Source organism: Spirosoma gilvum (genome assembly GCF_054776815.1).
This window is the reverse complement of the sequence record NZ_BAAHBH010000005.1, coordinates 90,389-114,841: the sequence shown is the minus strand read 5'-3', so window position 1 is coordinate 114,841 and position 24,453 is coordinate 90,389. Positions and strand designations below refer to the sequence as shown.

At 48.7% G+C, this 24,453-nt stretch carries 20 protein-coding genes and 1 tRNA gene; 10 read left to right on the top strand and 11 right to left on the bottom strand.

All coding sequences use genetic code 11. The features are described 5' to 3' along the window. The first annotated feature begins 107 nt into the window (after window positions 1–107). Window positions 108–1,346 carry an ABC transporter permease gene (locus tag ACYVFD_RS14600; RefSeq protein WP_461090913.1) on the top strand — a complete coding sequence of 413 codons (1,239 nt, stop codon included), beginning with the start codon at window positions 108–110 and terminating at the stop codon, window positions 1,344–1,346. Window positions 1,347–1,377: 31 nt separating this feature from the next. Here ACYVFD_RS14600 and ACYVFD_RS14595 read toward each other — a convergent pair whose 3' ends face one another. Then, complete coding sequence (locus ACYVFD_RS14595; protein ID WP_461090912.1) at window positions 1,378–4,086, bottom strand: PAS domain-containing sensor histidine kinase; 2,709 nt, start codon at window positions 4,084–4,086, stop codon at window positions 1,378–1,380. Window positions 4,087–4,265: 179 nt separating this feature from the next. On the opposite strand from ACYVFD_RS14595, the gene ACYVFD_RS14590 reads away from it, so the two are divergent. The 5 genes from ACYVFD_RS14590 (at window position 4,266) to ACYVFD_RS14570 (ending at window position 7,439) form a co-directional block, all read left to right on the top strand. Then, a tRNA-Leu gene (locus tag ACYVFD_RS14590) sits at window positions 4,266–4,349 on the top strand. A 334-nt stretch (window positions 4,350–4,683) separates the two neighbouring features. Further along, on the top strand, window positions 4,684–5,367 hold the full coding sequence (locus ACYVFD_RS14585) for a hypothetical protein (protein ID WP_461090911.1): 684 nt from the start codon (window positions 4,684–4,686) through the stop codon (window positions 5,365–5,367). 347 nt (window positions 5,368–5,714) lie between these two features. Continuing rightward, entirely contained in the window at window positions 5,715–6,044 is a 330-nt protein-coding gene (locus ACYVFD_RS14580) for a hypothetical protein (RefSeq protein WP_461090910.1), read from the top strand. Then, window positions 6,041–6,577, top strand: coding sequence for a hypothetical protein (locus ACYVFD_RS14575; protein ID WP_461090909.1), 537 nt, complete (start codon window positions 6,041–6,043; stop codon window positions 6,575–6,577). Before ACYVFD_RS14580 ends, ACYVFD_RS14575 begins: the two co-directional genes overlap by 4 nt. Window positions 6,578–7,028: 451 nt before the next feature. Continuing rightward, window positions 7,029–7,439 carry a hypothetical protein gene (locus tag ACYVFD_RS14570; protein WP_461090908.1) on the top strand — a complete coding sequence of 137 codons (411 nt, stop codon included), beginning with the start codon at window positions 7,029–7,031 and terminating at the stop codon, window positions 7,437–7,439. Between the two features lie 56 nt (window positions 7,440–7,495). On the opposite strand, the gene ACYVFD_RS14565 is transcribed toward ACYVFD_RS14570, so the two are convergent. Continuing rightward, on the bottom strand, window positions 7,496–7,714 hold the full coding sequence (locus ACYVFD_RS14565; RefSeq protein WP_461090907.1) for a hypothetical protein: 219 nt from the start codon (window positions 7,712–7,714) through the stop codon (window positions 7,496–7,498). Window positions 7,715–7,958: 244 nt separating this feature from the next. Between ACYVFD_RS14565 and ACYVFD_RS14560 the strand changes: the two genes are divergently transcribed. The 3 genes from ACYVFD_RS14560 (at window position 7,959) to ACYVFD_RS14550 (ending at window position 10,873) form a co-directional block, all read left to right on the top strand. Further along, window positions 7,959–9,581 (top strand): NADP-dependent glyceraldehyde-3-phosphate dehydrogenase, encoded by a 1,623-nt coding sequence (locus ACYVFD_RS14560; RefSeq protein WP_461090906.1) that lies wholly within the window; start codon window positions 7,959–7,961, stop codon window positions 9,579–9,581. A 33-nt stretch (window positions 9,582–9,614) separates the two neighbouring features. Next, the gene (locus tag ACYVFD_RS14555; RefSeq protein ID WP_461090905.1) at window positions 9,615–10,604 is read left to right on the top strand and encodes an ABC transporter ATP-binding protein; all 990 of its coding nucleotides are present in this window, start codon (window positions 9,615–9,617) and stop codon (window positions 10,602–10,604) included. Between the two features lie 83 nt (window positions 10,605–10,687). After that, window positions 10,688–10,873, top strand: coding sequence for a hypothetical protein (locus ACYVFD_RS14550; RefSeq protein ID WP_461090904.1), 186 nt, complete (start codon window positions 10,688–10,690; stop codon window positions 10,871–10,873). Window positions 10,874–10,943: 70 nt separating this feature from the next. Here the strand turns inward: ACYVFD_RS14550 and ACYVFD_RS14545 are convergent, their stop codons facing one another. The 5 genes from ACYVFD_RS14545 to ACYVFD_RS14525 all read right to left on the bottom strand — a co-directional run bounded on the left by ACYVFD_RS14545 (window position 10,944) and on the right by ACYVFD_RS14525 (window position 17,862). After that, complete coding sequence (locus ACYVFD_RS14545; RefSeq protein ID WP_461090903.1) at window positions 10,944–11,906, bottom strand: AAA family ATPase; 963 nt, start codon at window positions 11,904–11,906, stop codon at window positions 10,944–10,946. 97 nt (window positions 11,907–12,003) lie between these two features. Then, window positions 12,004–13,377 carry a peptidylprolyl isomerase gene (locus ACYVFD_RS14540; RefSeq protein WP_461090902.1) on the bottom strand — a complete coding sequence of 458 codons (1,374 nt, stop codon included), beginning with the start codon at window positions 13,375–13,377 and terminating at the stop codon, window positions 12,004–12,006. 132 nt (window positions 13,378–13,509) lie between these two features. Next, a complete protein-coding gene (locus ACYVFD_RS14535) occupies window positions 13,510–15,861 on the bottom strand; it encodes a peptidylprolyl isomerase (protein ID WP_461090901.1) in 2,352 nt (783 codons plus the stop codon). Between the two features lie 92 nt (window positions 15,862–15,953). Continuing rightward, the gene (locus ACYVFD_RS14530) at window positions 15,954–16,676 is read right to left on the bottom strand and encodes a hypothetical protein (RefSeq protein ID WP_461090900.1); all 723 of its coding nucleotides are present in this window, start codon (window positions 16,674–16,676) and stop codon (window positions 15,954–15,956) included. 142 nt (window positions 16,677–16,818) lie between these two features. Then, entirely contained in the window at window positions 16,819–17,862 is a 1,044-nt protein-coding gene (locus ACYVFD_RS14525) for an agmatine deiminase family protein (RefSeq protein WP_461090899.1), read from the bottom strand. Between the two features lie 144 nt (window positions 17,863–18,006). On the opposite strand from ACYVFD_RS14525, the gene ACYVFD_RS14520 reads away from it, so the two are divergent. Beyond that, the gene (locus ACYVFD_RS14520) at window positions 18,007–21,240 is read left to right on the top strand and encodes a leucine-rich repeat domain-containing protein (protein WP_461090898.1); all 3,234 of its coding nucleotides are present in this window, start codon (window positions 18,007–18,009) and stop codon (window positions 21,238–21,240) included. Window positions 21,241–21,305: 65 nt separating this feature from the next. On the opposite strand, the gene ACYVFD_RS14515 is transcribed toward ACYVFD_RS14520, so the two are convergent. The 4 genes from ACYVFD_RS14515 to mnmA form a co-directional block, all read right to left on the bottom strand. Next, window positions 21,306–21,974, bottom strand: a complete 669-nt coding sequence (locus ACYVFD_RS14515) for an HAD family hydrolase (protein WP_461090897.1) — start codon at window positions 21,972–21,974, stop codon at window positions 21,306–21,308. A 52-nt stretch (window positions 21,975–22,026) separates the two neighbouring features. Beyond that, complete coding sequence (locus ACYVFD_RS14510; RefSeq protein ID WP_461090896.1) at window positions 22,027–22,281, bottom strand: hypothetical protein; 255 nt, start codon at window positions 22,279–22,281, stop codon at window positions 22,027–22,029. Between the two features lie 57 nt (window positions 22,282–22,338). Beyond that, complete coding sequence (locus tag ACYVFD_RS14505; RefSeq protein ID WP_461090895.1) at window positions 22,339–23,046, bottom strand: 3-keto-disaccharide hydrolase; 708 nt, start codon at window positions 23,044–23,046, stop codon at window positions 22,339–22,341. 154 nt (window positions 23,047–23,200) lie between these two features. Continuing rightward, window positions 23,201–24,319 carry a tRNA 2-thiouridine(34) synthase MnmA gene (gene mnmA, locus ACYVFD_RS14500; protein ID WP_461090894.1) on the bottom strand — a complete coding sequence of 373 codons (1,119 nt, stop codon included), beginning with the start codon at window positions 24,317–24,319 and terminating at the stop codon, window positions 23,201–23,203. Window positions 24,320–24,453: the final 134 nt, after the last annotated feature.

Sequence of the window (24,453 nt, the reverse complement as noted above, 5' to 3'; positions counted from 1 at the left end):
CGAAATATACACAAATATTGTGCAAAAAAAGCACGGGGCATGGAGCAGGGAGCGAGGATTGTTCAAATTCTTCCCTATGCTCCGTGCCCCATGCCCCATGCTAATTCATGAACCTACTTGAAAACATACGCGAAGGACTCAGGTCGATTGCTGGAAACCGGCTTCGGACGATTCTGACCTCGCTCATCATTGCCATTGGGATTACCTCGCTGGTCGGCATTCTGACGGCGATAGATGGGCTTCAGAATTCGGTGAATGATAGTTTTGCCGGCTTGGGTGCCAATACATTCAGCATTGTGGCCCGGCAGGATGCCTTTCGTCGGGGAGGGCGAGTTCAACGGCAGGATGCGCCCATCGATTATTTTGATGCCATTCAGTTTAAGCGCCGTTTTCCGTACGGGGCCACTATTTCGGTGTCGTCGGTAGTGGCGGGGGCTGCCCAGGCCAAGTTTGGATCGAAGAAAACCAACCCAAACGTACAGCTTATCGGAGGGGATGATAATTTCCTGACCGTAAAAGCATTTACGCTCCAAAGTGGTCGTAACCTGACGGCCAATGATCTGGAGAACTCACTGAATGTAGCGATCATCGGTAGCGAAACGGCCAATACGTTATTTGAAAAAAAGATAAACCCGCTAAATCAATCGATTCGGGTGCTCGGAACCCAATATAAAGTGATTGGCGTGCTCAACAAGAAAGGTGGTTTTGCGGGTGGTGGCGAAGATCGGATGATCCTGATTCCACTGGAGAATGCACGGGCACTGGCGGGAAATCGAAAATTGTCGTTCGATATAACGGCGTCGGCACCAACCGTAGCCAGTCAGGACGAAGCCGTAGAAGAGGCACGGGGAACCATGCGTCTGGTTCGGCGAGACCCACTGGGCCAACCCGACTCGTTTGAAATTGAACGGGCTGATGATCTGGCCAAAGAAACCGAAAGCATCAGCGGTTATCTGCGAATCGGTGGATTTGGCATTGGATTTATTACGTTGCTGGGCGCGTCTATTGCTCTGCTGAACATCATGCTTGTATCGGTTACGGAGCGAACCCGAGAAATCGGTATCCGCAAATCGCTGGGCGCTACCCCCAAACGTATCCGCGAGCAATTCCTGATCGAAGCCATTGTTATCTGTATATTGGGTGGTTTGGGTGGTATCGTCATGGGCTTAGGCGTGGGTAACCTGATTGCCGGTCTGATCAGTCAGGGCAATGGCGGTTTCGTAGTGCCCTGGGGTTGGATGGGACTGGGAATCGTGGTTTGCGTATCCGTAGGTCTATTTGCCGGTATATACCCCGCCGTACGCGCTTCCAAACTCGACCCAATCGATGCATTGAGGTATGAATAAAGAGTGAAAGAGTGCCACGCCAGTCGCTCTTTCACTCTTTCGCTCTTTCGCTATCTGGTAAATACACCGTAAACGTTGTGCCCTGGCCGGGTTGGCTGTGGACGGTAATGGCTCCACCGTGATTTTCGGCTACTTTCCGGCAAACGGCCAGTCCGATTCCCGTGCCGTTATACTCATTCCGACCGTGTAACCGCTCAAATAGCTGAAAAATCTGTTCCCGGTATTTTTCGTCGAAACCGATACCATTGTCGGCTATATCAATGGCAATCCAGGATCGCTTGGCTCGATTGACAATGGTGGCCGGAAGCTCATGCGTATTGACCGAACGGACCTGTACCGAAACAATGGGCGTTGTGTTGGGAGATACAAATTTTAGGGAGTTACTCAACAGGTTCTGAAATAACTGCCGCAATTGACTATGGTTTCCGGCTAGTGTGGGCCAACTGGTAACGGAACTATCACCAAGGTTAATCTGGGCGTTTTTCTCCCGGATGGTGATTTCCAGATCGCTTTTTATTTCCAGGAAAATTTGGTGCAGACTGACGGGTTTAGCGGGTTCCAACTCAATGGATAACCGGGAATAAGCCAGTAAATCCCGAATCAACTGACTCATTCGATCGGCCGCCGATTGCATACGCCGAAGCATGTTCTGCCCCTCTTCCGGGATCGAACTGCTGTAGTAATCCAGTAGTAAATTGCCAAACGACTGAATTTTTCGCAGGGGTTCCTGCATGTCGTGGCTGGCAATGTAGGCAAACTGCTCCAGATTGCGATTCGACTGTTTCAGGTCGTTGACCAGTTGTTCGGCTCGCTGGAGCGTTTGGTGCAGGAGCGTAAGGTCGTTGACCGTCACGACAATGCCGTCTTCCTGTTTTACAACAGAAATGTCGAACCAGCCATCCACTGCACCATCCGATAAATACTGCTCTATACGCCTAGGCTGGCCCGACTCAACAACACGGACATATTCGTCAAAAATGCCTGTTGATTTCAGATTGGGCAATACCTCAAGCATGGTTCTGCTGGTTTCCTTTGCATTGGGCAAGCCGACTAATCGAGCGTTGGTATCGTTCTGAAGTAAATACCGGAAATCGATAATCTGGTCTGAAGAATCCCGAATGGCTTCGAACAAAACAATAGGAATCTGACAGCTATCCAGTACTGTCTGCAACAGAGATGCCTGCTGACGAGCCTGGGCTTCGGCCTGTTTTTGTTCGTTGATGATGGAGTAGATCGAAATAATCCGGTTATCGTCGAGACGGGTAACCCAGTTGTCGGTATAATTATCGAACCCATCGAAAGTATATAGTAGGTCGAAATGCTGTGGCTCGCCGGTTTCGAAGGCTTGCATAAAAGCAGACCAGTAACGCGTATTTTTAACTCCCGGAAACAGCCTGGCCATATCCTTGCCCAGGATCTGATCGGCTGCTAGACCGGTATCGTTCAAAATGGCCTGACTGACGCGCACATAGCGAACATCGATAATCGCTCCCGAATCGTCGCGGACGGCTTCCAGTACCGATAAGCCATTGGTGATATTGGATAGCACGCCATCGAATAGATGGGCCTGTTCCTGTAGTTGCTGCGTGGCCAGGTACAGTTGACTGATGTCGTTGAGGGTAGCTACCAGCCGGTCGTCCAGTTTACTGATCGTTACATCAAACCACTTGTTCAAGTTAGGGTAGTAGTGGCGGCCCCGGAAAGTTTCCCCTGTTTTATAGGTCGACTCATACTGGTGCCACATGCCTTTCTGTTTCGAATCAGGAAACAAGTCAGTCACTAAGCTCCCAATAACCTTATGGCGTTGGAAGCCTGAAAAGGCAAGCGCTGCGTCATTGATCAGCACGACCTGAAAATCGATCAAGTTGTCGGCTTCGTCGCAGAGGGCTTTATACACAATAACGCCATTGTCTGATGCACTAAGTACGCCTTCGACCAGCTCATTTTGTTTCTGAAGCTGGACCGAAGTCTGTTTCAGGGCTGAAATATTCTTAAAGGACAAAACGATACCATCTTTTAAGGGAGCGGTCGAGATCAGGTACCAGGCATCGTAGCCATCGGCCTGGTAATGGAATTCAAAACTTTCCGATTTGCCCGTTCTGACAACCTCCACAAATCGCTGAAACAAGCCTATCTGTTTGACACTCGGGAAGTAGGTCGTCATACGATGGCCGATGATCTGCTCGGCCGTTGTATCGGACCGTTGCGTCAGGAACCGGTTGGTCAGTCGGTAAATGAAATCGACGATTTCACCCTGCTCATTGCGTACTGTTTCACAATACGTGATGAAGTTGTCGGTTGCATTAATAACGCCATGCAACAATTGCTGCTGCTGACTCAGTTGCTGCTGCGCCCGTTTATTGTCGTCAATGTCGATAACGGTCGTAAAGAAGCCATTATCCAGTGGCCGGTTATCGAACAGGAACCAGCGATTTTTTGTCGGTAGCAGCTCATCCACTTCATATGGTATCTGTTCGTCAACTATCCGGCGCAGGTCGTCGGCATGGTCGCGCATGTAGGGGGCTCGCTCAAACAGGGTTTGTTGAGCCATTTGCTCATGGGTATGTCCCGTAATGGCGAGTACCTGCTGGTTATAGTAAATTGTCTGGTAATCGACAATGGCACCAGTTGCGTCTCGTATGGCCTCATACGCAATCACGCCATAGGGTGACTGATCGAGTATGGTCGTGAGTAGGGGCAGCGAAGGGGTTAAAGGAATCGTTGAGAACGAGGAAGGCATAACAAATGCAAATGTGTGCAATTGTAAATCTACAGGTTTCGTTTGACTTCTGCTAGGCTGTGGAGTGGGTGGTCGGCAAAGTATCTTTTTATTTTTTATTTGCAAAACACGCGCCAGCGATCTATTTTTGCACCCACGTTTGACAAACGCATCGTCGGCAACGGCGAACGGTTCCAGATGCCGGGATGGCGGAATCGGTAGACGCGATGGTCTCAAACACCATTGTCTGCAAGGACATGCCGGTTCGAGTCCGGCTCCCGGTACTAGAAGTATTAGTAAAAGCCGCTGATCATCAGCGGCTTTTGTGTTTTAATGCTTTCCATTTGCGTGTTTTCTGTATTGGTCTCTCAATCCCTTTTCTCGAATATTGCCTGATAATTAGTAACTTACCCTAAAAAAATAGCGTAAAAGAATAATTAGTAGCTGTTCGCTACCAAAGTAAGATAGAGCCGATAGGCACCTAAAATTTTATTCTGCAGATATAAACAGTGCCTACTCTGCTTAAGAGAACATCCCTGTTTCCTCTTATAAATAATAGCAGGTACGCATAGTAAATGCTTTCGAACAAGACCTTATTAACAGTTCTATAGGAATAGAATGATGAATAATGGATTTATATCAGGGTATGGTGTGAAAATAGAGGCAAGCATTAACAGCCGTTTTGCTATTTATCGTGCAATTGCAACACCAAATGCAAGAGCAGACTTTTTAAGTCATAAGGTAAAAGAATTAGAGGATAAATTTAGATTCTTAGATTACAACGCCAAAAAAGCACTTTACAACAGTCTTTGGCGAGAGGTTAATGACATTGCTTATTATTCCTCTCCTAATCAATCATATTTCTCTACTAACCTAAATCGGTTGATAGACAATTTATTAGCGTATTCAAAACGTGGGCCAATACGTTTTGCCCTAAATGAATATGACTTGATCCCCAATAGTTTTAATGAACTAACAGAAGTGCAACAATTGCTTTACATTATAAAGGTAAAGTTTGTTGCTCGTCGTCTGTTGGAGAATATATGGCATATTGGTGAAAGATACGCACTTAGAGGTACGTGCTTTAATGGAGTATATATTTATCATGCTGGAAGTTTTAACTGTTCTATGTCCCATCAACAACTTGCATATCTTTTAAAGACGCTTAAAAGGATAGGACTTATTTCAAAAAGCTTACATATTTGGCAGTTTGAATATTTTTTTACCAGTGATACCACATCTCAATATAGGGATTTTGAGTGGAAAGCGGGGACCGCAACCTTGATATATTTTTTTTCATAGGTTATTCTTAGAAAAGTACATATTAAACTACCGTTGGCATATTACATTAAGTAAATATAGAAAAGTTATTACGAAGCATGGTAATAGACTGAATTTTAGCAATTCTACAACAAATCTCCATAATATTACCTCTGGAAAAAGCAAGCTAAGAGAAAAGGAAAAAGTGGATTTTGTCTTAAAAAAGTTAAAGTTTTACGGAGATGAATATGCATCAAAACATTGATAGTCGTGTACCCGAATTTCCTATCTGTCTGGGTTTGTTTAATTTCTTTGCTCTCGTTATAACAATACTTTAGGTAACCGGGCTTGCAAGTCCATTTTTTCACACGTTTTAAACCGTCTGGAAGATGGATATAAACACAACGAGCGGGGCTAAGCTTAGCCTGCAATTACGAGAATATGGGCAAATAATGACCCAAATTAAAAGGTTATTAGCCGTGCAGAAAGAAACCCTAACCTTAGGGCTGTACTCTGCCTGCTCAGGTATAAGTAAGTACTATCTTTACAAAATAGCTTCAGGAAATAGAACTACCTTTTATCCTAGACAGGGTAAAACCATCTATTGGAGTAATACTGAGTTGGAAGCTCAGCGGAAGCAAATCTCTGAAGAAATTGGGTCGAAGACTACAACTTATCCGGCTACTAATCTAGCTAAAAAAGGAGGGGTGAGCAGATGAGCTATATAACTGCTTACTACCGCTTTGAGGTTTTAGCTGAGGAAATTAGAACACTCAATGGCTTCAAAAGCCCTAATCGGCTAGATTGTACCGCAGTGTATAACCCTAATGGACATGCGCTTTTAACTCAATTCCAACGCAAAAATGGAATGCTGTTTTTCTATCTCGTTTCAGCTAATGAGATTGTAAAGGCCAGCAGCAAACGACGGGCAACCTATGCCTTAGTTGATGGCAAGCAAAACCTGACTAGTCTTTACTTTGAAGGTGTTGAGTTTAATAGATTCTGTTACGGCTATCCTAACGGTAAAGATCGGCTGAGCGACGGAAAACCAAACCCGGTTATACCGTATAAACACGATGCTTTGTTATTTCTCTGTGACTGGAAAAAGCAGGTTATTGAACTACTGGTGGTTGAGCGAGGGAAGCCAATAATTGATAACCTATATTATCTCCTGATTAAGGGAGAGTTTGACCGCGAGATCGAACGGCTTAGAACTATTGCAAGGTCCTACTACCCGTACAAAATTTCCTGAGTGATTTTGAGGCCGTTTACCCAAAAAATTAATCGGTTGAGGTGAACGGCCTCTTAGCTATTCTATAGTGAATTAATTGATTGAAAGGTTAAATAAGCAATCACGCAGAATTATACTGAATGCTGGTATTTTTTGTAACCCCGACGGGCAGACACAAAATACCTAAACCTCAATTTACTTACTTGCTAAAGTGAGAGGATTTTAAACTCTAGTAAAGGTAAAATCTTAGCTTGCCTGCCTGGCCTAGATATATCAGCTGACTTTAAATTGATGATTACACTGCATACTGAGAAAGTGAAAACGCGATTCAATGATGGACCACTGCCTAATTTGATGAAGATAAGTGGTCAATACTGTCCAGTTTATTAAATCGTAGTATGTATATTTGGCTAAGCCAGTAAATTACTTGTTAGGCAATTTTGTCGCGAGTGTATCTAATCGGAGCCGTCTTATGTCTACTAAAATTTTACCTCTCGCCATTATCGTAAGTACCTTCGCCACAGCTTCCTATGGCTGTGGTTTACCCGCTTCGGCTATTGAGCCAATGACGTCGAACGCGTTCGTACATCAGGAACCGGATGGGTATACCACCAGGATTCTGTTTGATAGTCAGATTCGGCATGAAGAGTTGCTGGATGCCAAAATGACGGCCGAAGAGTACCTCAAAACGATCGTGCGTGATCCGTCGAGTTTAGAGATTATTCGGGAAGAGGCCGATTTTGGCCGGGTCGATCCCAAGCGGGCCTACATTATTGTGAAGGTAAAGTACCGGGCCAAAAACAACCTGGGTAGCCTAAGCATCAACGAAAAGATGTTCGTGTTCGATAATAAGCTGAACCTGAAAAGCGTACAGCCGCTTTAGGCCATAGTCGGCCAAACTGTGCGGGCCATTATCGCATGGCCCGTAGACTCTTCGCGTCAGTAGGCCTGGTCTTCCAGTCGTTGCCGGTAGTCGATGGCCATCATCATAAATAGGAGCTCATCTTTGGTGCGAATAGCCGGATTGAAATCATAAAAGATAAACGTACCATCTTCCGGTAAGAGCCGACCGGCAACACCTTTATAGATGTATCCCGATTTTCGATTGGGCAATTTGAGAAAGCCCAGCGATAGGAGTAAGTCGTGATTAATTTCCATTACTCTGCCTGACTTAGACCAGGTACTTTATGGATGAGTCGCGTGAAAAAGAGTAAGGGAAAGTAGGCTGTTGAGCGCTTAGAAAGGGCAATCCCGATAAAGATTAACGTTTTAATTGGCTTAATTCCCGATTAAGATTTCCGATTTCAGCACCTTCAGCGGCCATTTTGTTTTTTGTCGGGTTGGAATTTGGTCACTAAATACCGACGTTTGCCGCCGTTTGATTTTCAACCTGATTCTGCTCATGAACGATTCACAACTGGCCGGGCTATTCCCGACCGACGATCAAATTCCAGCCGAGTATCGGATTGAACCCATTCACCAGCGCGAGTATCTGCTCAATGGTGAAATGCGGCAATGGGACGGGCCCGTATCGGAGGTGTATTCACCTGTCTGCATACCCGCAGCCGATGGTACCTTACAGCGAAAACTAGTCGGAAGCTTCCCGGTAACGGGCGAAAAAGAGGCCCTCGAAGCCTTAGATGCTGCCGTTTCTGCCTACGATAATGGCCGGGGTGAATGGCCGCAAATGGGCGTAGCCGACCGGATTGCCTGCATGGAAACCTTTGTGGGTAAAATGCTGGAGCAACGAAAGCTGGTTGTGAACCTGATCATGTGGGAAATAGGTAAGAATCTGGCCGACGCGACCAAAGAGTTCGACCGAACGGTAAAATACATTTACGATACCGTCGATACGCTCAAGAATATGGATCGCAACTCGTCGCGGTTTCGGATTGAGGAAGGAATCATTGGGCAGGTTCGTCGGTCCCCTCTGGGGGTTGTGCTGGCGATGGGTCCCTTCAATTACCCGTTGAATGAGACCTATACGACGCTGATTCCAGCCATTTTGATGGGAAACACCATCCTGTTCAAAACCCCTAAGCATGGTTCGCTATTGCATTACCCGCTGCTCGAAGCGTTCCGTACCAGTTTTCCCAAAGGCGTTGTGAATTCGCTGTATGGACGCGGAGCCAATGTAGTGCCGCCCGTAATGCAATCAGGTAAAGTGAACGTGCTGACGCTGATCGGCTCTAGCCGGGTTGCGGATGAATTGCAACGCCAGCACCCCAAACTGAACCGGCTACGGTCGATCATGAGCCTGGATGCCAAAAATGCCGCAATCATCCTGCCCGATGCTGATCTGGATGTGGCCGTGAGCGAATGCCTGCTGGGAACGTTATCGTTTAACGGGCAACGGTGTACGGCTATCAAAATTATCTGGGCGCATGCGTCAATCGTCGATGAATTCCTGAAACGATTTGGACCCGCCGTGAGTAAACTGAAACCAGGTATGCCCTGGACACCCGGTTCACAGATTACCCCATTGCCCGAACCGAACAAGACACAATACCTGGCCGATATTATTGCCGATGCGCAGGCTGGTGGGGCTTCTATTGTGAACGAAGGTGGTGGCGAAACGGAAGCGTCGCTGTTCCGGCCAGCCGTGGTCTATCCCGTTCGCGAAGGAATGCGGCTATACCGCGAAGAGCAGTTTGGGCCGGTCATTCCTGTCGTGTCATATACCGACGAAGAAGAGTTTATTCAGTACCTGATCACCGACGACCATGGGATGCAGGCCAGTATTTTCGGAACCGATACCGATGCCATTGCCAAACTGATTGACCCGTTGGTGAATCTGGTGAGCCGCGTCAATATCAATGCCCAATGCCAGCGTGGACCCGATACGTTCCCCTTTACCGGCCGGAAAGATTCGGCCGAAGGAACGCTCTCCGTTGAAGATGCCCTGCGGTCGTTTTCAATTCGGTCGGCGGTGGCGACGAAAGATACCGGAACCAACAAGACGATCCTGAACGATATTGTACAGGGGCACAAATCAGAGTTCTTAAGTACAAACTTTATTTTCTGATGTCAGGGCCAAGCTTTGCTTGGCCCCAACTGAATGCTCACTGCCACAAAACTCACCAAAACGTACGCGGATGTCGTTGCTGTTCGTCAGGTTTCACTCACGTTGGAACCCGGCCGAATTATGGCGTTGGTTGGGGCTAGTGGTTCGGGCAAAAGTAGCTTGTTGAATGTATTAGCCGGATTGTCGGATGCCGATGCAGGTGAGGTATACCTGAATGGTGAGCGGGTGGTAGGGCCTTCAGAGAAACTGGTTCCTGGCCACGACGACATCCGGCTGGTGCATCAGGAGTATCAACTCATGCCGAATGTATCGGTTCGGGAAAATATTGCCTACGCCCTGCGCTTCTTCGAGAAAACCTATCGTGATTTCCGGATCGATCAGCTCCTAAAGCTTTGCCGCCTGACGGAGGTGCAGGATCGGATTCCGCGTCAGGTGTCGGGTGGCGAAAAGCAACGGACAGCCATCGCCCGCGCCATTGCCGATAAGCCTGCTGTGCTGCTGCTGGATGAACCATTCAGTCACCTCGATCTGCCCAATCGGCTTATCGTTCGTGACCTTTTATTCGACCTGGTTCGTCATGAACAGACGGCCTGTCTGTTTGTCACCCATGATGCGTCGGATGCGCTTTCGCTGGCCGATACGCTCGGCATTTTACGCGATGGCAAACTCATTCAATCAGGGTCGCCCGTAACCGTGTATCACCAGCCGACCACATCCAATGCAGCACGCATGACTGGGTTAGCCAATGTCTTTAAAGCGAAGTATTTGCCAGTATTTGGTTTCCCGGAACCGGAGAATTCGGAAGAGATGATCTGCCTGCGTCCTGAGCAAGTTCGACTTGATGAGCAGGGTGTGTTAGGGACGGTACGGGCTATATTTTTTAAAGGCAGTCACTACGAGTTGGATGTGCAGGTATCGCGCTATCTATCGCTACGCATGCTTACCCGTCGCGCCGACCTACAAGTCAATGAGCCGATACGCATTTCCATTGATGCGAACGCTATCTGGCGGCTCAAAAGCTAATTTCCGATAACTATTCTGATGAAGCGCGGTTGTTAAATCAGGCCATTATATAGGCCGAATGTATTAACAAACCAATATGCGTTATGGATCGTCAGGATAATTTGCAGGACATAGACCAGGATATAAAAACCGGAAAGAAGACCGTTCTGGTTGGCGAGAAAACCGAGGATGTTAAACCAACCGGTGTCGATGATCAGTCGACCGGTATGGGCGAAGGCGATAGTGATTATCTAGGGAAAACGAATAAGAAAGAAGAGGAGAAGGGATAAAAGGAAAAAGGAGAAAGGAATGCCAGCGTAAGCTCCTTTCTCCTTTTTCCTTTTATCCCTTCTCCTTATTTTACAATAACCGCTTGATCAACTGCTCGACTGAAATACCTTCCGCTTCGGCTTTGAAGTTCCGAACGACCCGGTGACGGAGAATCGGCAGGGCCACGGCTTTCACATCTTCGATGTCGGGTGAGTATTTGCCGTTGAGCAGGGCATTACATTTAGACGCCAGAATTAGTGCCTGCGATGCCCGTGGGCCAGCACCCCATTCAAGATATTGGTTGGCATCAGAAGAGGCCAGTTCAGTATTGGGGCGGGTTTTGTGTACCAGTTTAACCGCATATTCGACCACATTGTCGACTACGGGTACCCGACGTACAAGATGCTGGTACTCCCGGATTTCTTCGCCGGTAATCACCCGCTTTACATCGTATTTAGTATCGGAAGTTGTGCTTTTTACGATGTCCAGCTCCGACTGATACGACGGATAATCGAGGTAAATATTGAACATGAACCGGTCCAACTGGGCTTCAGGCAGTGGATACGTACCTTCCTGTTCAATGGGGTTCTGGGTCGCCAGCACGAAGAAAGGACGGCCCAGGTTATATTTTTGTCCGGCAATGGTCACCGCATATTCCTGCATGGCTTCGAGCAAAGCCGACTGGGTTTTAGGCGGAGTCCGGTTAATCTCATCGGCCAGAATGATGTTGGCGAAAACGGGCCCTTTAATAAATTTGAAGTTGCGCTCCTGGTCCAGTGTTTCCGAACCCAGAATATCCGATGGCATCAGGTCGGGTGTAAACTGAATCCGATTAAAATCAAGGTCCAATGCACTGGCAATGGTTTGAATCAGCAGTGTTTTAGCCAGTCCCGGAACACCCACCAGCAGGCAGTGCCCCTGACAGAAGATGGCCGTTAGCAGCAGCCGTACCGTCTCGTCCTGACCGATAACAACTTTGGAGATTTCACTTTTGAGCTTCTGATACGAATTGGTAAGGGCTTCGGCAGCCGCAACATCGGATGAGTAAGGCACAGGTATAAAAGTTAGTTTAGAATGACTGAATGATAGAATGATAGAATTGTTGTAATGAAATCATTATTCAATAATTCTATCATTCTATCATTCAAAATTAATTCCCCCCAATACTGGCTGCACTATTTTGGGTCGTGCCGAATATTCGACAGCCATGAAACTCAGGGTCAATGGTGATATACACGTCAGCAATCGATTTACGGAACCAGTCGTCGATAGCCCGGTTTTTCTTATTCTGAAGCACAATGGTTTGTAGCTTTTCAAAGTCTTTCGTGTAATCGGCCGTATGGGGAGCAATTTTACTTTTGTAGTACAACAACCGTACCGCGCTTTTGCCATCCTCCGTCCGATAAGGCAGCGGCTTCGAAATGGCACCTACCTGCATGGTATCGAGCATCTGAAACAGCGCATATTCCATCGTGCCATCCATCGCCAACCGGCTGGAGCCCGATTGCGCATCACGGATCAGGCCACCTGCATCGGCCGTGGATTTGTCTTCCGAAAAATCTTTAGCGGCTTTGTCGAATTTCAGCGAGTCGATCTGGAGCAGATTCCGTAGGCTGTCGAGGTAATGCGTTGGGCCCGACAGGTCAAGGCGGTTGTAATCGGGACGGAGCAGGATGTGTCGGGCGTGGTATTCAGCACCACGGGTTTCAATCAATTGGATCAGGTGAAGCCCAAATTCAGATTCAACCACATCCGACATTTCGTTGGGTTTCAGTTTGAGCGCGGCTCCTTCGAACGGGGCGACCATCATCCCCCGTTTGGCGAATCCTAAATCCCCGTTACGTTCAGCCGAGCTTACGTCTTCGGAGTTTTCTTTGGCGAGTTTGCCAAAATCTTCTCCATTCTCGACTCGCTTTTTGAGGTCAAGCAGTCGTTGGCGTAGGGATTCTTTTTGCTCTTTGGTGGGTTTGGCAAACCGGACAATGTGGCCTACTTCTACTTCGGCAGGCATATAGGGCAGGCTGTCTTTCGGAATGGTTTCGAAAAACTTACGAACCTCGCGGGGAGTGATTTTGACGTCGGTCGTAATTTTCTGCTGCATTTTCTGAACGACCTTCTGATCTTTTACCTGTTGGCGAAGCTCGCTTTTCAGCATTTCCAGACTTTTGCCATAGGCTTCCACGATATTCTTTTCGGAACCGAACTGCTGCGCCATATACTGCATACGGGTATCGAGTTCGTTGTCCACGATCTTGTCGTCTACCACCACCGAGTCAATTTCGGCTTTGGCCAGCATCATCTTGTTGATGACCAGACTTTCGAGCAACTGGCATTTCTGAGGGGGTGTCTGATTTTGTCCGACATAGGACTGGTAAGCCTCTTCGAGGTCGGACTTCAGCACATAGTAATTGTCGACTTTGGCGATTATTTTGTTGAGGCTAATACCCTGACCCTGCCCGAAGGACGGAGCCGTCAGAAAACAGCCAGTCAAAATAAGAAGCGCACTGCTGATTACTTTTTTCATATTCTCAAATATACGCACAGAACCGCTATAGCCCTGTGTTTTAAGAAAAATTAAGGGTGAAGTGAGCGAGGAGCGAGGAGCAGGGGGCAAGGAGAAAACTCCACCCCATGCCCCCTGCTCCTCGCTCCTCGCTCACTTCACCAACCGCTGGATCTCCTGTTCGTTTACTTTAACGGGATAGGCTTGTTTGAGTTGTGTAAGCCACTGTTTTTCGAGTTGAGTCTGGTATTCGTTAATGACGGTTCCACGCGCTTCCGCAAATGTCTTGGCACGAGCGGGTTCAACCCGGCTGATGATCACGGCAATGGCTTTATTGTCCCGATGCAGGGTAGTGGTGCCAACTTTCCATTGGTCGATAGCATCGAGGTAAGGATTGACACCTTCTGCAAAAACACCTTCCGTAAACGTTACGGCCGGTTGGGTTACTGTGGCTGCCCGGCTGTTAAGCACACGCACCACATCATCTTTCGAATTGCTAAAATACTGGAAGGTGACGTTTCGCTGAGCGTCGCGGGCTACGCCGGAACGGGCTCCCTGATAATCTTTCTCCATAATTCGACTCAGGGCTACGCCGTTTTTCTGAAGATAAGTAACCACATTTCGAATCCGGCCAGCTGAGACTGTGTCTGTCTCGGTAGCATCATGCGAACCACTCACTTCAACCACATAATCGGGGTTACGACTCATGACCACCAGCACATCAAACAGGCTTTCGCGCAGTTGGGGCGTCAGAGTTGTCTGATTTTTCGTGAACGACAACGGGGCCGCCGACCGGCGAAGCTGGTAAGGAGGACGACTGCTAAACAGGCTAGTCGCTTGTTTTAACAGACTGTCGTTCTGTGCGATTACGATCGTTGATACGGCGCGTTCCGGAAAGCGATACTTGGCTTTATTCTGTTCAAAATATTGCCGCTGCCCGGTCGAATCGCTCATTGAACGATCCCATACGTTCTGCTCCATCATTTGCGAAAGCAGAACTCCATCGCGGATTTCGCTCATCAGCGCCCGAAACTCAGCCGATTTTTTGTCCAGGTTAGCCTCTTCCGTTGCCATCAACTGATCGCCCACAAACCGATCATACAGCCGACGCATGGCAACGATTGGAGAGCCTGTAACCAGTCGATCAACGGGTGTGGCAGGCGTAGGAGCCAGGGCTGGATTCCGCTGGGGTTGCTGCCGCTGCCGCACATAGGCAAAAAACTGGTTGACTGTATAGGGCTGCCGAGCTACGGTCACGAGCGTTTTACCTTGCAGAGATGGATCAAGCGGCTCGGTATAGCGCCATTGCCCCCGCAGTATGCTACTGTCGGCTTTCGTAAGCGTAGCATCAAGGATGGCTTTTGCTTCTTCGACAGGGTACTCTTTGCGTAGCCGCTGAATGGTCGCTTGGCGAAGCAGTTCGGCCCGACTATCGGTCGTAACGCGTTGTCGGAGCGAAGGGGCCAGTATAGTATAAGGGTCAATGCCTCGGCGTTCGATGAGCTTGATGATGTGCCAGCCGTAATTGGTACGAACGGGTTTCGAATAATCGCCTGGTTTGATGAGCGAAAAAGCGGCATCTTCAAACGCAGGTACCCACCGGCCTGGCTCAAACATCGGTAAAACGCCACCATTGGTTTTAGAGGTGGCATCATCGGACACTTCACGACAGACCAGTTCAAACGATTCGCCTTTTTGTAAACGGGTATAAGCGGCATCGATACGCTCCTGAGCCGCTTTCTGGCCAGCCTCATCGGCACTCGGGCTGATGCGAACCAGAATATGCGCTACCCGCGCCCGACCCCGACTGGGCCGACGACCATTAACTTTGATCAAATGATAACCGAACCGCGTTCGAACGGGCTGCGAAATACTCCCGACGGGCGTAGTGTAAATGGCGGTTTCCAACGGATAAACTACGTCGAAGACAGGGACGTAGCCCAGACTGCCACCTTTTTGTGCCGTAGCAGCATCCTGCGAATTGTCGCGGGCGAGCTGAGCGAAATCGGTTCCGGCCACTGCCTGCTGGCGGAGCGATACAGCTTTCTGGTAGGCCGCCAGGGTATCGGCCGGGGGCGCATCTTCCGATACAGAAAGCAGGATGTGCTGAGCGTTAACATCCTGCTGCATTCGTTGATAGGCTTCGGCCGCCAGCGATTCAACCTGTAATTTATCGGTTAAATACGACTGAGCCAGTTGCTTCCGGTAAGTCGCCATTTCCTCCCGAAAGGCTTCGGTCGTATCATGGCCTTCGGCTTCCGCAGCCAGTACCTTTAGCTTCAGATTCGTGTATAAATCGAAATACTCTTTGATGTCGGTTCGTTGGGCAGAGTCGGCTGAAAGCTGATTTTTGGTAAACGACTGAAAAAAATCATCGGTCGTAAAGGTCTTGTTGCCCAGGGTCAAAATGACTGGCTTTGGGGGTGTTTGCTGAACAACGGGTGTGGTTGTTTTGCAGGCTGATACTAGCAGAGCCAGCAATAAACCACCGGTTACATGGCGCATAGCGTCGATTCGAATAATTGGAGACGTAGAAGTAAAACAGTTCTGATCGTAAAAACATTCGTTCCAGCTAAAGGAACGATTCGGTAGGAAGGTTATTGGCGAACGGGCTGAATTTTAACGGTTTTGAGCAACACATCGTACTCCAGTCGGTAGTCGAACGCATCCTTCAGGTGCCGCCCTGTAAATTGAGCGGGTACATGGACAAGGCGCTGGCTCGATTTCCGGAGATCGGCTTCCCGAAGTTCTACACTGCTTTGCCCCAGCAAATCATCTTCGTCGAGTTTATCCATCAATTGCAAGCCGACTCCCGAAGCAATCAGACCGGCCGATACATATTTGAGCGGGGTCAATACTTCCGTGGCAGTAATGAGCAAGCCAACAGGAATGGCCACCACGTTATGGATTTTCTGGATTTTGGCCATCGTTTCGCGAGCGTGAGTGTAGTCATCGACTTCGATCAATACGAGCGAAGCCACAATCCGGCCGTTGCGGGGAAAAGTCAGACTGATTGGTTTGGCCTGACTGGATGATTCCGTGCCCGCCTTTTGCAGATCGAGTTGCTGATCCTTTTGAACCGGCACAACACCCCAACCCCCATTGACAACCGCAACGGCTTTATTCTGAGCATCGAAACTCGTCAGCGAATACGCCATCATCAGTTCGTCACGTCGGGTAAGGGTTTCTTCCAGGTTGATTGCCTTCAGCGAGCGAGGAACCAGTTCAGCGGTAAGTGCCGGTTGACGAGCACAACCCATTGTCTGAACCAGGATTCCGCTGATTAAACTGATTCTTATGATTTTGTTAAAGACATTCATTACATATTCGGTAATCGAATAGATAAGTTTTTGATAAGTGGGCATTTATGTCCTAATCAGAACTAGTAAATGGGTTGATTTACAGGATTTTATTCCATAAAAACAAAATCATAAAAATCAGTTTAATCAGTTCAATCCTGGTTCAGACAACTGGTTCCTGCTGGCTTAGACAGTGGAAACTGCCTAGCCCCCAAACAATGTCGGTTGAATCGATTCCAATAATTTTCCGATCTGGGAAACAGGAGCCGATAATATCTAAAGCCTGCTGGTCTTTGTTGCACCGGAACGTCGGTACGATGACTGCCCCGTTGGTAATCAGGAAATTGGCGTACGATGCGGGTAGTCGCAACCCGTCGCTGACGACCGGGTCGGGCATGGGTAGCTCAACAATGTTCAGTTGCTTTCCATTGAGCAGTCGCATTTGTTTGAGTTCGTGGTGAATCTCCTGCAAAAACGGATAGTTGTCGTCCTGCTGATTCGGTTCATAAGCCGCAATCACGGTGTCTTCGTTGACAAAGCGGACGGTGTCGTCGATATGTCCGTCGGTATCGTCGCCCACAATACCTTCTTCAACCCAAAGCACCTGCTGAACTCCGTAATAATCGCATAGGTACTGTTCGATCTGGGCCTGTGTCAGGTGGCTGTTTCGATTCTGATTGAGCAGACAGGCCCGGCTGGTCAGCACCGTTCCGGCTCCGTTGAATTCTACCGAACCGCCTTCCATGATGATGCCCGGCGTTACGTATTCCAACCCCCGATAATGGGCAATTTCAACTGGAATCAGGTCGTCACGATCATACGGAGGATATTTTCCACCCCAGGCGTTATACCCCCAGTTGACAATCATTCGTTCTTTTTTTGCCGGGTTGATCAAAAATGCCGGGCCATGATCGCGGCACCAGGAATCGTTGGTGGGGTGGGGCAGGAGCGTAATCCGGCTCATATCGGCACCAGCGGCCAATAAACGTAGTTTTGCCGCCTGAATGACGATGTCATTATGGGCGTTTATGCATACCTGCTCACTTTCGGCAATAGCTTTAATAAAGTCGATATAAGCAGGGAACATCAACTCCTGACGCTCCCTGGTCCAGGAGGCTTCGGTATGTGGCCAGCTTAGCCAGGTGGCTACGTGTGGATGCCATTCGGCTGGAAAGAAAAAGCCCTCACGGGCAGGGATAAAAGACATTTATGTAAACCGGATAATGGATAATGTAAACTGGATAATGAATAATGGATGAAGGATCACACAATCCATTGTTCATTATCCATTATCCATTATTCTGTATATTCAGGCGACCATTACAGACACACTTGCAAAAATACACAAAATATGCGGCTCAAGCGGCAACTCGGGTGGTTCAAAGCGATTAGCCTACTTCTGATCTGGATTACGGAAAGCGTCGCTCAACCGGCATTGAAACCTTGGTCAGAACTCGACCGATTGCCATTCTGGCATCCTGTTTACAAGCCAGTCAACTCTGACTTTCCATCCAGTTATTCGCCCAAACCAGATGCCTACAGCTATGAAAACTTCAATCAATTGCTTCAACAAGCAAAACAGGGAAAAAAAATAGAGTCGTTAAGTATTAATAGAGCGGTCTGCGAACAGGGGAATCTTAGCGCTTTAAGCCAGTTGAAATCGGTGCGTGTGTTAAGCCTGAATGGCTTGACGGCCGGGCAAACAGACTCACTTTTTCAGGCTATTCAGAACTGGTCGGCCCTGGAGCGTCTGGTGGTTTTTGGGTATGTAGCGCCCGGCATTAAAACAGAAACGGCCCGACTGGTAGTTGTGCCGGACAGGATTCAACAGTTTCCTAAACTGACCGACATTCGGCTCAATGGCGATTATCGATTGTGGCAGCAGGCAATCGAAAAAATGTCTGGTCTGAAAAGCCTTTTTCTTGATCAGACCAGTGTTCCATCAATGGAGCCTATGTTGCTTGATCTGAGTAAGTTACACCAGCTTGAGCAATTGAGGCTTAGTGGGCAAAACTGGGTAATCAAACCGGAACTGTTCAGCCGCTTAACGCAATTGCGAGAGTTGTCATTGGCTGTTGTCAAGGTCGATTCCACTACGTTTCAGCAAACGATCAATGGACTCACCAGCCTGAATGTACTGACCCTGGATAATATCCGTTCGATACGGAGATTGAGTTTGAACAGACTAACGAAGCTGAACGAATTTTACCTGGTCAATAATTCGGAGCTGACAATCAATACCAGTGATTTTGCCAACCTGCCTGCTCTGGAACGACTCACTCTTCAGGTGAACCAACCAGTTGATCTGTCGGGGATATGTACGTTGGCTCGCTTGCAGTCGCTACGGGTTTCGGGGAGAGGAACACTGATGAACATTCCGGACTGTCTTGGTCAGTTGAATCAGCTAACGGAGTTGCACGTTGAGAATCTGAAACTGGATCGACTGCCTGCATCCATCGGCTCGTTGCGTCAGTTGAAAAAGCTGGATGTGAGTTATTGTGGATTGGATTCGCTTCCTGCTGGTATTAGCCAATTGACCGCCCTTGAGGAGTTGCACCTGTCTGGAAATAAGCTTGGTCGATTGCCTGATCTCGGGCGGATGCGTTCGTTACGCCGACTGGATGCTAACGCAAACCAGCTAACGACGTTGCCCGACGCAATTAGCCAACTGACGCAGTTGACTACCCTGGAAGTAGCTCGAAATAAGTTGACACAATTGCCTGGCTCGCTGAATCGGTTGGCATCCCTGCGAACACTGATCCTGGATAATAACCAATTGGAACGGCTGCCCGACGACCTGGGTAAGCTCCGAAAGCTTCATCGGCTTTCCCTACAAAATAACCAGTTGCGGGAGCTACCAACTAGTATTGGGCAGTTGGATTCGCTACAGGACTTATCGATTGGTACTAATCGCTTGAAAAGCCTGCCCGAAAAATTGGGACAACTCCGTAATCTGACCGATTTGACCATTGGCACCAATGAACTGACTGCGCTGCCCGCTACGATTGGCGGACTCAGGAAACTGATTCGACTGACCATAAATACTAACCCGATTACCGAGCTGCCCTCGTCGATTTGTGAATTACAGAACCTGGAGTCGCTTACGATCATGGGTACCCAGCTACGGCTCCTGCCGGACAATATTGGCGCTTTAACCAAACTTCAGCAGGTAATGCTCAGCAATAACGAGTTAATTGCCTTGCCAAACAGCATTGGCCGCTGGCAGGACTTGCTCAATCTTTCGCTGGATCGAAACAGACTGGAAGGTCTACCCAATTCCATCGGTCGCTTGTCGAAACTTCATAGTCTGCGAATCACGGGGAAAGAAAAGATTGTCGAAGGGGCAACAGGAGGGTTACGGCAACTGCCCGATAGCCTGATCTATTGTACCAATTTGTGGGATGTCGCTATTGAACGTCAACCGCAACTGGACGCCGATGATGCGTTTACAAAACTAGCCCGGCTGAAAAAACTATATATGCTTAGCCTTCCCGAATGCAATATTAGCCAGCTGCCCACGATCTCCTGGAAAGATGTCAGTTGGGGAGCGCTGAATCTGCATCAGAATCGATTGACGGAACTACCGGTTGGTATACTGGACGCTCCCAGGCTGAGCACCGTTTCGCTATGGGAAAACCGCCTTCCCGAATCCCTGAATCAGGGTTTTCATGATAAGGAAGCCCTGCGGGTTGCTTTTGTTGAGGCTGGATTATTGCCATGGGAAGGCTTACGCAAACCGAATCGCCGAGTGACTATGGCTTATCAACAAATGGCTAATCAGAAGGCCAGAACACGCGACTGGTCAGATGCAATGGCTGATCTCCAGAAGGCTATCGACTATGCTCCAGATACGATTCTTGCCCTCCCATACGCGCATCGGGCTAGTATGCACTTTTTTCGGAAAGAATACGCCGATGCGCTGGCCGATTACGATAAAGCCATTGAGTTTGCTCCGCTACTTCGTAAGGATAAATTCGTGGATACAACGGCTACCAACCGAAACCTGGCAACATACTGGCAGCAGAAAGCTGCTATTCTTGGTGTAACGGGCCAGCAGGAGGGTGCGTTTAAAGCCATACGTCAGGCCGAACGCTTTCTGCCGATGAATGATCTGACGCCTTTAAGTGGCGTTGTGTATACCGAAAGTGGCCGGTATCTGGCTCAGAAAAATAAGCTGATCGAGGCAGATTCCAGTTTTTGCCGGGCTATTCGGGCCTACGAAAAACTAACCTACCCAGACCCTGGAACCCGCCTGACGATCGTTGAATTGAGTCTATTGACAGGCCAGTACGACCGGGCACGGCGGGCCTTAAACAACCTGCCAGCCGGGCAGATACGCGATGGGTACGAAATCCTGAAGGAATACCTGACCACCTGCCTGAGCGTTTTGAAAAACGAACAAACCGGAACCCAGGCTATGGAGCAACTAAATGGTTATTTGGCCAAACATCCAGCCAAAGTATATGGCTGGAGTTTCGATTTGTTTGACGGCTGGCTAAACCGGAGCAAACTGGCTTCCGATAAATTAACCGCCCTCCGCCAGTTGACCGATACCACAAAAGAGCGTTTGGTAAAACCGCAGTAAATAAGGTCTGTTGTTTTTCAGATTGAGCATACCCCACGTTCTGTGAGGACACAGAACGTAGAAAGTCAACCAATTAACTCCTGTACCTGCGCTACCGTCAGTTGGGTAAAATTGTCAATGATCAGTGCCGCCCCTTTGTCAGCTAATTCGGCACGGGTGTGTGTGGTTGCCAGCGCAATGACTTTCATACCAGCTCGAAGTCCGGCCTCGATACCGGCAAAGGCATCTTCAAATACCACACAACGGGCGGGTTCGACACCTACTCGCTGGGCGGCTGTAAGATAAATTTCGGGGTCTGGTTTGCCCTTATGAATCATGCTGGCGTCGACAATGGCATCAAAATAGGGGCGAAGGGGTAATCCGTCTAGGGTAAATCCTACATTGCTTTCCGGTGCCGACGTTCCAACGGCCATACGAACACCGGCAGCTTTTAATGCATTTAAAAAGGCGATCAGCCCCGGCGTAGGCTGGAGGTGCGGACGGTACAGTTCCCGATAAATCGCTTCTTTTTCTTCGGTCAGAACGATCACCTCGCCGGGCGTAACCGGGCGCTGGAACACATAAGCCAGTGAATCGGCGGAAACATGCCCATTGATGTGGTCCATATACTGGTCGCGGGTGAGTGAAAGACCGTGATGTTGGGCAAACTGCAACCAGGCATTCAGGTGGAAATCGGCATTATCGACTAAAACACCGTCCATATCAAACAGGGCGGCAAACGGAACGTTGGGCATAAGAAATTGAGATCAGCAAAACCACGAAAGCGCAAAGAACGGGGATTGCTGCTTAAACTGGATTCTCTGAGGAGGTGTTTGGTAAAATATCGCCAGCCAACACGGCGGCTTCATGCAATAGTTCAGTAGCGACCAACTCATCCGTTACCGTCTCGATATGCTCATCGAATGCCTGTACCCGCTCCTCGTCGGTTGAGGAAACGTTGTGCATGCTCAGCAGAAATCGGCCCACATACAGCAGGCTTAATGAGAAACGGAGTTCGGGTAAGGTATGGCTAAAGCGGGTCTGTGGTTCGGTAGGCATCATAGCTATGCAACATAAACAGAGCCTGCCTGGGTTCGCCTGGAACACCATACCATCACTTTACAGTGTTTTGATCTTCAGATTGCGGAAATAGATGGGTGCTCCGGCATGTTTTCCCTGCAAACCTATATAGCCACGTAGTGGCAGATCGGCAGCAGGCTTGTTGAGCCATTCAGGTACGGGCGATCCATCGGGATTGGTTTTGGCCGACGTAAATTTCGTGAGGTCGATGGTATTGACCAGTTCATTGTTCAACACCACATAAATCATTTTGCCCTGGCAGGTGATGGTGTACCGGTTCCACTCGCCCGGCTGTTTCACGACTTTTTGCTTTATGGCAGCCTGATGACCAAAGAAAGCGCCACATTGCCAGGTTTTGGGCGAATCGGCCCATTGTTTGGCATAATCATCGGCAATTTGAATCTCTACCGAATTCGGAATCCAGTTGGTGGTATCGCTGGCATGGACCACTACACCGCTATTGGTGCCGTCGGCCGTTCTGAAGAACAGATCCAGCACGAAATCGTCGTAGGGAATAGCTGTCCAGATAGTTTTGTCGGCTGTTGCGGTCAACGCACCTTCATCGTCCCGATACCAGACGCCCTTTGGAAAAACGGCTTCCGAAAGATCAGGCCCAAAGAGGTGCTTCCAGCCGGGACCACTCGGGCTTGGATGGCCTTTAGGTGGAGTAGGGGTTGATTGTGATTGGGCTACCAGCGAAGAGAAAACGCTAAGAACCAGTAAAAGCGTCAGGACGAGTTTAGGCATAACTTGGTGGTTTTGGCAGCACGAATATAAACAACCTGCTTCAAGGTAAAAACAGGATTAAATTAAACACAGAGACACAGAGTACACGGAGGTAAATAAAAACTCTGTGCTCCCTGTGCCTCCGCTCCGGCGGCCCGGTGTGTTTAAACAAAATTTATAAAGTATCCGACTGGCGGAAGCTTTTCATGATCCAGCCACCACCAACGACGTCGTCGCCTTCATAGAAAACGGCTGCCTGACCGGGCGCAATGGCCGAAACGCCTTCGTTGAAAAGTACCTCAATTCGGTCGTCGGATGTTTGCGAAATAGTTGCGGATGTACCGGAATCTTTATAACGTACCTTCGTAACCGTTTCGAGCGGCTCGGCAATCCGATCGTACTTTTGCAGATTCAATTTGCTCACAATCATACCATCGCGCAGCAAATCTTTATCGACGCCCAGCACCACCTCGTTGGTATCTTTACGAATTTCGGTCACGAACATCGGTTGCCCAAATGCCATGCCGAGCCCTTTGCGTTGCCCAATCGTATAGAATGGATAACCCTGGTGTTTACCCAGAACTTTGCCAGTACCTTCCATCACGAAGTTACCACCGGCGACTTCGGCTTCCAGACCCGGCATGCGTCGCTTCAGAAAACCCCTGTAATCATTGTCGGGTACGAAGCAGATTTCGTAGGATTCCGATTTGGTGACCAGTTCGATAAATCCCCGTTCTTTGGCCATCTCCCGAATTTCGGATTTACGCAGATGACCCAGTGGTAGCTTTGTTCGGCTCAGGCTTTCCTGCGATACACCCCACAACACATACGACTGATCTTTCAGATTATCAATCCCTTTCGAGATGATGTGCCGATCGTTCTCTTGTCGGATATTAGCGTAGTGCCCAGTGGCAATAAACTCACAATCGAGCCGATCGGCCCGGCGGAGCAGGGCATCCCATTTAATGTGCGTATTACAAAGTACGCAGGGGTTTGGCGTGCGCCCTTCCAGGTATTCGCCCGTGAAATGGTCGATGACATAATCCCCAAATTCGTCGCGGATGTCGAGAATGTAGTGCGGGAAACCCAGGCTGACGGCGATGTTGCGGGCATCATTGATGCTGTCGAGGCTGCAACAGCCGGTTTCTTTTTTTGATCCGCCCGAGGAGGCATAATCCCAGGTTTTCATGGTCATGCCGATAACCTCGTATCCTTCTTCGTGCAGCAGTACCGATGCCAGTGAAGAATCAATGCCGCCACTCATGGCGACCAGAATGCGTCCGTGTTTGCTCATTTGCGTATCTGCGAGGGTTCAAAGCCCTCCGATTTAACTTACCTGTAAAATTATCCAATAAAGGTTCAACACCGGATTCGCTGAAATTGGTTTCCGATGGAGAAATTGGCTGCTCGTTTGGTGGCTCGTCCGCG

Coding starts and splice junctions, on each gene's coding strand:
- ACYVFD_RS14600 (WP_461090913.1), top strand. CDS start 108: ATGAACCTACTTGAAAACATACGCGAAGGACTCAGGTCGATTGCTGGA.
- ACYVFD_RS14595 (WP_461090912.1), bottom strand. CDS start 4,086: ATGCCTTCCTCGTTCTCAACGATTCCTTTAACCCCTTCGCTGCCCCTA.
- ACYVFD_RS14585 (WP_461090911.1), top strand. CDS start 4,684: ATGATGAATAATGGATTTATATCAGGGTATGGTGTGAAAATAGAGGCA.
- ACYVFD_RS14580 (WP_461090910.1), top strand. CDS start 5,715: ATGGATATAAACACAACGAGCGGGGCTAAGCTTAGCCTGCAATTACGA.
- ACYVFD_RS14575 (WP_461090909.1), top strand. CDS start 6,041: ATGAGCTATATAACTGCTTACTACCGCTTTGAGGTTTTAGCTGAGGAA.
- ACYVFD_RS14570 (WP_461090908.1), top strand. CDS start 7,029: ATGTCTACTAAAATTTTACCTCTCGCCATTATCGTAAGTACCTTCGCC.
- ACYVFD_RS14565 (WP_461090907.1), bottom strand. CDS start 7,714: ATGGAAATTAATCACGACTTACTCCTATCGCTGGGCTTTCTCAAATTG.
- ACYVFD_RS14560 (WP_461090906.1), top strand. CDS start 7,959: ATGAACGATTCACAACTGGCCGGGCTATTCCCGACCGACGATCAAATT.
- ACYVFD_RS14555 (WP_461090905.1), top strand. CDS start 9,615: ATGCTCACTGCCACAAAACTCACCAAAACGTACGCGGATGTCGTTGCT.
- ACYVFD_RS14550 (WP_461090904.1), top strand. CDS start 10,688: ATGGATCGTCAGGATAATTTGCAGGACATAGACCAGGATATAAAAACC.
- ACYVFD_RS14540 (WP_461090902.1), bottom strand. CDS start 13,377: ATGAAAAAAGTAATCAGCAGTGCGCTTCTTATTTTGACTGGCTGTTTT.
- ACYVFD_RS14535 (WP_461090901.1), bottom strand. CDS start 15,861: ATGCGCCATGTAACCGGTGGTTTATTGCTGGCTCTGCTAGTATCAGCC.
- ACYVFD_RS14530 (WP_461090900.1), bottom strand. CDS start 16,676: ATGAATGTCTTTAACAAAATCATAAGAATCAGTTTAATCAGCGGAATC.
- ACYVFD_RS14525 (WP_461090899.1), bottom strand. CDS start 17,862: ATGTCTTTTATCCCTGCCCGTGAGGGCTTTTTCTTTCCAGCCGAATGG.
- ACYVFD_RS14520 (WP_461090898.1), top strand. CDS start 18,007: ATGCGGCTCAAGCGGCAACTCGGGTGGTTCAAAGCGATTAGCCTACTT.
- ACYVFD_RS14515 (WP_461090897.1), bottom strand. CDS start 21,974: ATGCCCAACGTTCCGTTTGCCGCCCTGTTTGATATGGACGGTGTTTTA.
- ACYVFD_RS14510 (WP_461090896.1), bottom strand. CDS start 22,281: ATGATGCCTACCGAACCACAGACCCGCTTTAGCCATACCTTACCCGAA.
- ACYVFD_RS14505 (WP_461090895.1), bottom strand. CDS start 23,046: ATGCCTAAACTCGTCCTGACGCTTTTACTGGTTCTTAGCGTTTTCTCT.
- mnmA (WP_461090894.1), bottom strand. CDS start 24,319: ATGAGCAAACACGGACGCATTCTGGTCGCCATGAGTGGCGGCATTGAT.